This is a genomic window from Corynebacterium sp. HMSC074C04 (genome assembly GCF_001838295.1).
Taxonomy (GTDB): domain Bacteria; phylum Actinomycetota; class Actinomycetes; order Mycobacteriales; family Mycobacteriaceae; genus Corynebacterium; species Corynebacterium amycolatum.
The window spans coordinates 28,952-35,059 of sequence record NZ_KV836272.1 but is presented as its reverse complement, the minus strand read 5'-3'; the positions used below and the strand labels follow the sequence as shown (position 1 = coordinate 35,059).

6 protein-coding genes are annotated in these 6,108 nt (G+C 63.2%); all 6 read right to left on the bottom strand.

Translation table 11 applies throughout. From position 1 onward, the window contains the following. Positions 1-305: 305 nt before the first annotated feature. Positions 306-995 (bottom strand): dethiobiotin synthase, encoded by a 690-nt coding sequence (bioD, locus tag HMPREF3011_RS04510; RefSeq protein WP_070841220.1) that lies wholly within the window; start codon positions 993-995, stop codon positions 306-308. Positions 996-1,123: 128 nt separating this feature from the next. Next, complete coding sequence (locus HMPREF3011_RS04505) at positions 1,124-2,494, bottom strand: adenosylmethionine--8-amino-7-oxononanoate transaminase (protein WP_038625568.1); 1,371 nt, start codon at positions 2,492-2,494, stop codon at positions 1,124-1,126. A 248-nt stretch (positions 2,495-2,742) separates the two neighbouring features. Then, a complete protein-coding gene (locus HMPREF3011_RS04500; RefSeq protein ID WP_052155520.1) occupies positions 2,743-3,876 on the bottom strand; it encodes a PDDEXK family nuclease in 1,134 nt (377 codons plus the stop codon). A 397-nt stretch (positions 3,877-4,273) separates the two neighbouring features. Further along, a complete protein-coding gene (gene scpB, locus HMPREF3011_RS04495) occupies positions 4,274-4,888 on the bottom strand; it encodes an SMC-Scp complex subunit ScpB (protein WP_038625570.1) in 615 nt (204 codons plus the stop codon). A 173-nt stretch (positions 4,889-5,061) separates the two neighbouring features. Further along, on the bottom strand, positions 5,062-5,904 hold the full coding sequence (locus tag HMPREF3011_RS04490; RefSeq protein ID WP_187402594.1) for a segregation and condensation protein A: 843 nt from the start codon (positions 5,902-5,904) through the stop codon (positions 5,062-5,064). A gap of 3 nt (positions 5,905-5,907) precedes the next feature. Beyond that, positions 5,908-6,108: ParA family protein (locus tag HMPREF3011_RS11355; protein ID WP_371440762.1), on the bottom strand; the 201-nt coding region annotated here is incomplete at its 5' end.

Genomic DNA, 6,108 nt, shown 5'->3' with positions numbered 1-6,108 from the left:
TTACGGTTCTTGTGTGCCGGTGTGCCTTCTCGGCGAGCGGGTTTAGCCACTTGACCTACATCCTTTTCAAGCGTTGGAGAATGTTCTGTTTGTTAGAACGTCAGCGCCAGGCGACGCTGTTCTCTCCCCCGTGGGCCCAAAATGGCCGGTGGAAGCAGGTTAATAAAGAGAATTACAGAGAAAGCCTCGCGCCTTGTCGTCTAGCCACCTTAGCACGTTTCTCGCAAAACGCCAGCTTAACGACGTCCCGCGCGGCCTCTACTTCGAGGCGCCGCCAAAGTGCCCCTTAAAGCGCTGCGGCTGCCCTACAGCGCTGCGACCCACTCTCGCACGCCCGGCAGCCACTGCGTAGCTTTCGACACAAACTCCTGCTGACCCAGCGTGCCCGCTCCCGCCTGCACCGACCCCAGCAGCGGCACCCCGGTGATGCGTGGCAGTTCTTCCAGGTTCGTCTCGATGATCGGGTCGACATCCGCCGGCAGCGAACCTCCCACCAGCGCCGTGACATTGACCCCACGCCCCCGCGCCACCTCGACGGTGAGCTCCGCCTCGTTCAGGCAGCCCAGCCCCAACCGCGTCACGACCACCATCTGACTACCCGGCAGCAACGCCGCCAACTCCGGCAGCGCCCAATCCTCGCCGAGCCGCACCAACAAGCCGCCCGCGCCCTCCACGAGGACAACGCGGTTCGGCCCGTCGATAAGCTTGATCTTCTCCGCGATCTCCGTGGCGTTCGGCAGGCGCATTCCCGCGCGCTGCGCCGCCGCCACCGGCGCCATCGGCTCGGGGTAACGCTCGAAGCCATGCAGATTGTCGATCCCCGTCAGCTCCGCGACAGTGTCCAAATCACCGCCGTCAGGGTCCGGAAATCCGGTCTGAATTGGTTTGACGACGTGCACCTGCCTGCCCTCCCCGCGTAGTGCCGCCGCCAGGGCCGCCGTGCCGATGGTCTTTCCAATATCGGTACCGGTGCCGGTGACAAGGACGATGCTCATGGTGGTTAGTGCTCCTTTTGGCTGTGGTGGTGTGCTGGTTGTGCTTCTTGTTGTGACGCTGTTGTGTTGCTTCGCTGCGCGGTTGGTCGTCGTGCTGATTGCGCTACTTGTTGTGCTGCTTCGCTGCGCTACCTACGTTGTTCCTCTGCGGCGACTATGGCGGCGATGGCCTCGCAGATGCGGTCGACCTCGTCATTGGTGCTGATGTACGGCGGCATGGTGTAGACCAGCTTGCCGAATGGGCGCAGCCACACCCCGGCATCGACAGCTGCTGCGGTAGCCAGGCCCATGTCCACTGGGCGCTGCATCTCCACGACACCGATTGCGCCAAGGACACGCACGTCGGCCACGGCATCGCTGCTGGCTAGGGGCTGGAGCTGGTCGCGGAATCGGGACTCGATGCGCGGGACATCCTCACGCCACTGCCCTTCTGCAATCAGGTCGAGCTGCGCGCAGGCCACCGCACAGGCCAAGGGGTTGCCCATGAAGGTCGGGCCGTGCATGATGCCTCCGCCTGCACCACCGGAAATAGTACGAGCCACATCGGCGGTGGTGAGGGTGGCTGCGAAGCTCATGAAGCCGCCGGTCAGCGCCTTGCCGACACACATAATATCCGGCACAATCCCGGCCGCCTGCGTCGTGAACAGGTCACCAGCACGGCCGAAGCCGGTGGCAATCTCATCCGCGATGAGGAGAATGCCGTGCTTGTCACACAGCTTCCGGAGCCCTACAAGCAGCTCATGATCATGGAACCGCATGCCACCAGCGCCTTGGACCACCGGTTCAACGATGAGGCCGGCGACGGAGTCGTCGATAAGCGAATCGAAGTGCGCTAGATAGCGTGCGCGTTCCTCTTCGGTTGCGCCGCGGGCGGGTGGTTTGTCGGCGAAGACCTGCGGAGTCCACTGGCCCGTCCACAGCGAATGCATGCCGCCCTCGGGGTCGCAGACGGTCATGGGCGCGCGGGTGTCGCCGTGATAGCCGCCGCGCCAGGTGGCCAGGCGGGTGCGCTCGGGATGGCCTTTGGCCTGCTGATACTGCAACGCCATTTTGATCGCCACCTCGACGGAGACCGAGCCAGAGTCCGAGTAGAAGATGGCATCGAAGCCGGGGCCCGCGAGCTTCAAGAGTTTCTCCGCCAGCTCAATGGCCGGGCGGTGTGTCAGTCCGCCGAACATGACGTGCGACATGGTGGTGGCCTGCTTCTTCGCGGCTGCGACCAGCTTCGGGTGCGAGTGGCCGTGGCATGCGGCCCACCAGCTGCTCATGCCATCGATCAGGGTGTGGCCGTCGGCGAGGTGGAGGTTGACGCCCTCGGCGGACTCGACCAGTTTGGGCGCGACCGGCGACGGGATGGGGCCGTATGGGTGCCAGATGTGGTCGGCGTCGAAGGCTGCGAGGTCGGCGACGGATGCTTGCGTTGGCTGCGGTGTAGGCGACTTCGCGGATGCTGGTGCAGACGACGGTACGAGCGGCTGGGTGGTTTCCGAGGCTGTCATGATACTCAAGCATAGTACCTGTACAGCGCCAGACTTGAACACTGTTCGGGGTTGGTGTTTGGGACTTTTCGCAAGGATTACAGACAGTCTCAGCGACTTTACGACACCCATGTCACCTCGTGGCAGCTGTGGAGGTGGCATGAGGTGACGGGGGTGTCGTGAAGTGAAATTTTGGGCTCGAGGGCAGCGGCAGCGGGCCGGGCGCGGCAGCGGCACCGGCAGGGGGCTAAACCCGATAAGCCAGCCAGCTAGTACAACCGTCCCGCTTGGCTCCACACCTGTCGGCGACGCATAGCCAGCTCAGCCGCCTTTCCTGTGATCGTGATGGGCGGCCGAGCGAAGGCGTAGTTACCGTTGTAGCGGTTCCCGCCATTTGCCAGGTGACGTCGGATTTCCGCGGCCGTTTGCCTCAAGGTGGCTACTGCGGAGCCGTCGAAAAGCTGTGACCAGACAATCCGGATGACATTCAGCCCGAGATTCTTCAGGCGCTTTTCGCGCTCCAACTCCTTTGCGATTGCCACCTGAGTGTCCGCAACCCCGCCGTCGGTGTATTTCATACGGCCATCGAACTCGACGACCAGCCCAAGTTCGGGCAGATAAAAGTCCACGCGTGCGATGAAGCCACGTTCATCCCGAAAGGAAACCTGCTGAAGCAACGGAGCCCGAGAATCGTCGACAGAAGCTAGCCCCGCCTGGACGATTGCTTCTTTAGTGAGCGATTCCCCAATGCTTTCCGACGACGCTGTCGCTTGCCGCAACAACCTCCTGGCCTGCGCATTTCCCGGAGCACGGGGATACGCAGCCAACGTGGCCAACAGTTCCTCGGTATCGGTGTGGCGCTGGAGGGCGGCGTCGGCAAGCACTAGTGCATTATGCGGGGTGCGAGAACGGCAGACATCGATGACGGACTTTGGGACATCGGTGACGAGGCGGCCATCGACTTCTACGACGTCCTCGGGGAGAATCCGGCCGGAGACGCGGATGAGGCGTTTGTGCGGCTGGTACGGGCCATTCGGTGTGCTTCGCAATTGCCCACGCGTGCGGCCGGAGTTGGCTATCGCGATGGGAGTGCCATGCGTCAGTAGAGGTAAACCATGGAGGGCAGCGGCAGCATCGCGGGTGATTACGGTGGCGGTGCCGCGATGAATGAGCGCTTTGATTTCCAGAACGTAGCGTTCGGTGCTGTGTAAGGCGAGCCACCTGTCGACGGGCACGTACGCGCCATGCGCGAGCCACAGAAGGCTGCCGCTTTTGGCTCGCCGGTGGAGATCACGGTCGGAGTGCTGGCCGATTCGGGAAATTGCGAAGGTGCTGGGACGGGCGCATTCGCACTGCTGGCCGGTACGGATGATGTCGTCGGCGTCGTAGATCCACTGCGGCATCGGATTGCGCTCCTGAGGTCCAGGCAACTGCTGGTCGGTGGGTGGTGTGTGCTGGGCGGTGCGAGTGTTTGCGTGTTTGTGTGTTTGCGAGTGCTACGTTCTCATTTTTTTGACACACGCGGAGGGTCAGGAGGCGTCGATTTGGCGTTGGCTGTGGATAGTTTGCAGTTTTCGGGAGTTATCCACAGGGCATGCGGTGGGCGCAACAGGGGGCAAAGACCCGTAGTGCGCAGCGAGCGGCAGTGAGCAGCCCCTAAACGCGACTTCACGACACCCATGTCACCTCGTGGCAGCTTTGGAGGTGGCATGAGGTGACACGCGTGTCGTGAAGTGGATCGATAACCGTGAAGTGAATCTAAAACGGAGTGGCTCGCCTAGCCACCACCCCAAGCCCTGCCTAGTCCAACGGCTCGTCGATCAAGTCGACCTCTGGCAGCAGCGGAGCCAAGTCAGGCAGCTGGTCTAGCGAATCAATCCCCAAAAGCTCCAGGAACAGCGTCGTCGTAACGTACAAATGCGCACCGGTGGCCGGGTCCTCTCCCGACTCGGCAATCAGCCCGCGCGCGACCAGCGTGCGCATCACACCATCAACATTGACGCCGCGCACACCGGAGACCTGCGCACGCGTGGCCGGCTGCCGGTACGCCACCACTGCCAGCGTCTCCATAGCTGCACGTGAGAGCTTCGACTGCGAGCCATCCAGCAAGAAGCGCTCCACCGCGCTGGCGTGCGCGGGAGCCGTGTAGAAGCGCCAGCCCTCATCCGTTTCACGCAGCTCAATGCCGCTGCGGCGCGCACGGTATTCGTACTCGATTTCGCGAAGCACGTCACGGATATCGCTTGCGGAAACATCCAGCGCCCGCGCCATATCCTCCGCCGCCACCGGCGTATCGACCACAAGCAGAATCGACTCCACGCCTGCTCGCAACGGGTCAATGGGTGGCAACTGCGCCGGAGAAGCAGACGCAGACTCCGTGGCCTGCTCGGATGGTGCGGAACTGGTTTCGCTCATGCGCGTCAGATTACGCAACCTCCCGCGCCGGGCGCTAATTAGTGGCCGCTAATTAGCTGGGCCCCAACTCAGCCCCAGCCCAACCAAGCCCGACCGAGCCCGCACCGAGCAGGGCCCAACCACGCCCGCCCGAGCCCGACCGAGCCCAACAGCCAGCACAAATCAACAGCCACCTACTCCCAGTTCGCCGCCGCCACGACGGCCGGGTCCACGTCGAGCCCGGTCCAGGCCACGTGGATTTCCTCCAGCGCTTCCTCCTGCTCCACACCGATCGCCTTGGCTCGGTAGAGCTCCAGCAGCGCGAGGAACCGCCCGACGACCTCCATGGACACGCGGCACTCCGATGTCAGCTGCGTAAAAGTCAGCCAGGTCCCCTCGCCTGCCAGCCGCAGTGAGTCCAGAATCTTGCCCGCCTGTTCCGGCACGGACACGGGCACGCCGTGGATGTGCCCGACACCGACTTCCTCCGGCGGCTTCGGCCGCATTACGACGGCCGCAAACTCGGCAAACTCCCCGAGCGTCATGCCCAGGCGCACGGGCGGCAGCAACTCCTCGAACTGCTTGTCCGGCCCCACGGCCCGCGGATAGCGCCGCGGCGCAGTCTTCTGCCACTCCTCGAATTGGTCGGCCACCTTGCCATACGCCTGGTACTGCAGCAGTCGGGCGAACAGCAGGTCGCGCGCTTCTAGCAGTTCGAGGTCTTCTTCGCTGTCGACGTCGCCACGCGGTAGGAGCCGTGCGGTTTTGAGGTCGAGCAGCGTCGCTGCCACGACGAGGAATTCGGTGATTTCGTCGAGGTCACTGACTGCGTCGAGGCTGCGCGTGTAGGCGATGAACTCGTCTGTGACCGCCGCCAGCGCGACTTCGGTGACGTCCATCTTTTTGCTGCTGATCAGCTGCAGTAGCAGGTCGAATGGGCCGTTGAAGTTCGCGAGTGCGACGCGGAAGCCGGTGATTTCTTCCTGCACGCCCTCGCTTGACGACGGTTCGGGAGTGTAACTATCCGGGGAAGTCACCTATTATTTGCGGCCTTTGCGCTCGATGACCTCGCGGGCCAGGTTGCGGTACTGTGCCGCGGCTGGAGTGTTTGGCGCCCAGGTGGTGATGGGCTCACCGGCGACGGAGGTTTCCGGGAAGCGGACGGTGCGGGTGATGACCGTGTCAAAGACCTTGTCACCGAAGACCTCGATGAGGCGTTCCATGACTTCCTTGGCGTGGCG